The sequence below is a fragment of the Candidatus Infernicultor aquiphilus genome (genome assembly GCF_002784285.1).
Lineage (GTDB): Bacteria > Atribacterota > Phoenicimicrobiia > Phoenicimicrobiales > Phoenicimicrobiaceae > Infernicultor > Infernicultor aquiphilus.
In genome coordinates this window covers 1,540-5,748 of the sequence record NZ_PFKO01000051.1, presented here as the reverse complement: position 1 = coordinate 5,748, position 4,209 = coordinate 1,540, and the positions used below count along the sequence as shown (strand labels likewise).

The following is a 4,209-nucleotide window of genomic DNA, read 5'->3' as shown; positions in this document are numbered from 1 at the left end:
CAAATAAATATCAATATTGCTACTATAAATATTCGTATTCGTGTCAGGGGACGGTTCTTGGTCACATTTTTTATTTCCTTTATTATATACTATCTTATTCTAACTCCTGACTTCTTTCTTCTTTCCTATACACTACGCTTCTACGCTAATTTTCTCTAATTATCATCTTTACGCTTTGATAAATATCTTCTGCTAAAAATTCTATCTTTTCTATCCCATCTTTCCTGATAATTCGATAAGTTTTAACCTGATAACCAGGTAATCCTTCTTGTACTACTATTTCTTGATTAGCTTTTAAGTTAGGATCTCTCTCTTTAATGATCTGGTAATCAATTACTTTTTGATCTTTACTAATAATTTGTACTTCTGGTTTATCTTCATTTTGGCCAAAAATATCAAATTGTAATATGTCTCCTAAAATTTTCGCAAAAATCACTATCTCATGATTTAAATTATTTTTAAATTTTAAATCTTTATACCCATAGAATATTGCTGCATCCCTTCCTAAAGGAACGTATTTATTTGCCTCTCCATATATGGTGTGGTTATATCTCTCTATAATTGGTATATTAGCTAAAAGAGCTGCATTATAAAGAGTACTTGCTACTTGGCATACTCCACCACCATATCCGTTTTCGAATTTGCCATTGGCAATTATAGTACCTTCTTTAAAGCCATCTACTTTCTCTGCTGGACCCACATATTTATTAAAAGAAAACACCTCTTGTGGATTTACTAATCTACCATTTATCATCTCAGAGGCTAATTTAATATTAAATCTAGTATTCTCATCTTTATTTTCTAATGAGGTAGAATATGTTCCTAATTCCTGATCAATGGCTAATTTTGTTAATACATTCTGGGTAGTATATTTGGGAGCAATAGTAATCACAGGCAGGCTGAAAATATATTTTTCTTGGTCTAAACATTTTAATGTTTTTATTATTTCTTTATTAAATTCTTCTAAATTAAGCTTTACCCCTACTCCACTTTCAATAATCCTATTACCATCTATATAAGCATCATTAGGCATACGATTTATTAAGGAACTTATCTTATTTTGAAAATCTTCTAATTTTTGTGGATTAAATTCAACTTGAAAAGGCACTTCATATCCTTTTCTCCAAAGGATAATTTTATCTTTTAGCCGTTTAAAAATATTACCAGTACGAGCAATACTATAAGTTTCTTCGATTACTTGAGGCAAATTAATAGAAACATCCAGCTCAGTATGGGGAATAAATTTTATTTCTTTATCTTCAAATAATAATATACGAGGAGAATCAATTATTTTCAAGGCAATGGGCTGAAGAGTTTTTTGAACTTCCTCCCTCTTTAATCCTCCCAATGGAATACCAAAGGCAGACACTCCGGGGAATATATTATTTCTGTTTATATATAAATCAACAGTATCTACTAAACTCACTATAACAAATATTGCCGCTAAAAATAAAAAAATTTTTCTTATCTTATTGTTCTGGCTGTTCTTTTTTTTCTTAGAATAATATTTCAATAAATCGTACTCCCATCATTTTATTATTTCTTATATATTTTTACTTTAGATAAGAGTATAAGTTGATAATTTATTAATATTTAGGTATAATATCTTAAATAAAATAATTTTAACAACTTATTAATACTATTTTCTTACAATTTTTACTATTCTATCCAGCGGGAATAGCTCAGGTGGTAGAGCGTTGGCTTCCCAAGCCAAAGGTCGCGGGTTCAAACCCCGTTTCCCGCTCCATTGTTTGGTCTATTACCAACCATATTTGCCCAGTAAAGGTACAAAAATACAACCTCCATAATTTTGTATTTTTAATTTACCTTTCTCTTTCTTCCCCAATAAAAGATCCTGGGAAAAAGAATTACCTACTGGAATTACTATTCTCCCCCTTTCTTTTAACTGACTTATTAAACTTTGGGGTATTTCAGGTGCACCTGCGGTAACTATAATACCATCGTAAGGAGAATATTCTTTTAAACCATTAGTTCCATCTCCCCCTACTACTTTAACATTTTTTATTTCCAATTCTTTAAATATTTTTTCGGCTCTATCTGCTAGATTTTTAAGACGTTCAACAGTATAAACCATCTTAGCCAATTTAGACAAAATGGCTGCTTGATAACCTGAACCAGTTCCTACTTCTAAAATACACTCTGAACCTTCAAGAGTAAGGCATTGAGTCATTAAGGCGACCATATAAGGCTGGGAGATGGTCTGCCCCATACCTAGGGGTAAGGGACAATCCAGATATGCTTCCTTTTCATTTTCTTTCAAGACAAATTTCTCTCGAGGTACCATACTCATTGCCCAAAGAACTCTTTTATCTTTGATACCTCTTCCTTTTATCTGATATCTTATCATCTCTTCTCGTGCTTTTTCGAAATCCATAAAAAATCACTTCAATTTCTAATTATTAATATCAATATCTAATCTATTAACCTTAAAAAAATTTTTCTAAAACATTATGCCCTCTAATTGCTTCTATTATAATATAAATAGTCATAGCAATTAAAAAACCTAAACACATCCTAAAATAAAAAATAACCGCTTTGGTTTTCGGATGATTAGTATGGTAAAGTCTAATTATAAACCTGGAAAGCACTATAATTATAAAAATCAATATTAAAATTAAATATATTTGATCATTCATATTTTTTATCTAAGATTCCATTTTTTTGCCCAATCTTTAACTTTAGGCATAATATCGTAATTAGTTAAGTCTAAAGAAAGTGGAGTTATAGAAACTTTATGGTTATAAATTGCCTCAAAATCAGTATCGGGTTCAATCTTCCCTTCGGGCAAGTCTCCTCCTAACCAATAATGAGTAGTACCTTGAGGATCATATATTATCTTTAATTCATTTTGATATACTCTTTTCCCATGTTTGGTTATTTCGATTCCCTCTATTCTATCATAATCGATATTAGGGACATTGATATTAAGTATTAAATTATGGGGTAAATCATCCTTTATTAAATGAGATATTAAATTTTTAGTGAATAATGCCGCGGATTCAAATTTAAAATCTTCATAAGCAGCAATTGAAATAGCTAAAGAAGGTATATTTCTCATCGCTCCTTCCATTGCGGCTGAAACTGTCCCTGAATAAATAATATCATCGCCTAAATTTGGACCTCGATTAATTCCTGAGACAACTAAATCTGGCCTTTTGTGCTTCATAATCTCCAATAATCCAATAACAATGCAATCTGCCGGTGTCCCATTTACCGAATATCCCTCAAAACCTCCATTCACTTTAACTGGTCTAATTCTTAAAGGTTTATGTAGAGTCATAGCATGACCAACAGTACTTCTTTCTCGATCAGGGGCAACTACTATAACCTCCGCTATATTATCTAATTGGCTTTTTAAAGTTTGAATTCCTTCTGAATATATTCCATCATCATTAGTTAAAAGTATCTTCATCTCTTATTTATTTTTATTTCTCCTTTTCAATATTTCTTCTGCTACTATTACCCCTGAGGCAGAGGCTTGAATAAGTCCACGGGTTATCCCGGCACCATCACCAGCGGCAAATAGATTATCAACTTTTGTCTCTAAACATTCGGAAAGCTCTAATCGGGAAGAATAAAATTTTACTTCTACGCCGTATAAAAGAGTATGCTTTGAATAAACTCCAGGAGCAATTTTATCCATCGCTTTTAGCATTTCGATAATATCGGTAAGAATTCTATAGGGCAAAACAAAGCTGAGGTCTCCAGGGGTAGCTTCTTTTAAAGTGGGTATAACTATTGAATGTTTTATTCTATCCGGTGTAGATCTCCTGCCCAATTCTAAATCTCCCAATCTTTGAATAATGACCCCTTCACTCAAAATATTTGCCAAATTAGCAATATATTTTCCATAAGCTATTGGTTCCTTGAAAGGTTCAGTAAAATTAGTACTTACTAATAAGGCAAAATTAGTATTTTCAGTACGATGTTCTTGATAGCTATGCCCATTGACTGAGGTAATACCATCACTAAATTCAATAACCACTTCTCCATAAGGACACATACAAAAGGTACGGACTCTATCATCGAATAATTGGGTATAATACACTAATTTTGATTCATATATAATATCAGTTAAACGTTTCATTACTATAGCTGGAACTTCTACTCTTACTCCTACATCTACAGGATTATTAGATATTTTTATATTTAATTCATCTGCCTGATATTTAAGCCATTCAGAACCAG

The 4,209-nt window shown here is 31.6% G+C and carries 5 protein-coding genes and 1 tRNA gene; 1 reads left to right on the top strand and 5 read right to left on the bottom strand.

The features are described 5' to 3' along the window. Nucleotides 1-145 precede the first annotated feature (145 nt). Entirely contained in the window at nt 146-1,513 is a 1,368-nt protein-coding gene (locus COZ07_RS01535) for a VanW family protein (RefSeq protein ID WP_406606837.1), read from the bottom strand. Between the two features lie 158 nt (nt 1,514-1,671). Here COZ07_RS01535 and COZ07_RS01530 point away from each other — a divergent pair. Further along, a tRNA-Gly gene (locus COZ07_RS01530) sits at nt 1,672-1,747 on the top strand. A 12-nt stretch (nt 1,748-1,759) separates the two neighbouring features. On the opposite strand, the gene COZ07_RS01525 is transcribed toward COZ07_RS01530, so the two are convergent. From COZ07_RS01525 to COZ07_RS01510, 4 genes are all read right to left on the bottom strand, one after another. Next, the gene (locus tag COZ07_RS01525) at nt 1,760-2,395 is read right to left on the bottom strand and encodes a protein-L-isoaspartate O-methyltransferase (RefSeq protein WP_406606836.1); all 636 of its coding nucleotides are present in this window, start codon (nt 2,393-2,395) and stop codon (nt 1,760-1,762) included. 52 nt (nt 2,396-2,447) lie between these two features. Beyond that, a complete protein-coding gene (locus COZ07_RS01520; RefSeq protein ID WP_406606835.1) occupies nt 2,448-2,657 on the bottom strand; it encodes a hypothetical protein in 210 nt (69 codons plus the stop codon). Between the two features lie 5 nt (nt 2,658-2,662). Continuing rightward, the gene (surE, locus tag COZ07_RS01515; protein WP_406606834.1) at nt 2,663-3,433 is read right to left on the bottom strand and encodes a 5'/3'-nucleotidase SurE; all 771 of its coding nucleotides are present in this window, start codon (nt 3,431-3,433) and stop codon (nt 2,663-2,665) included. 3 nt (nt 3,434-3,436) lie between these two features. Further along, nucleotides 3,437-4,209: NAD(P)/FAD-dependent oxidoreductase (locus COZ07_RS01510; protein ID WP_406606833.1), on the bottom strand; the 773-nt coding region annotated here is incomplete at its 5' end.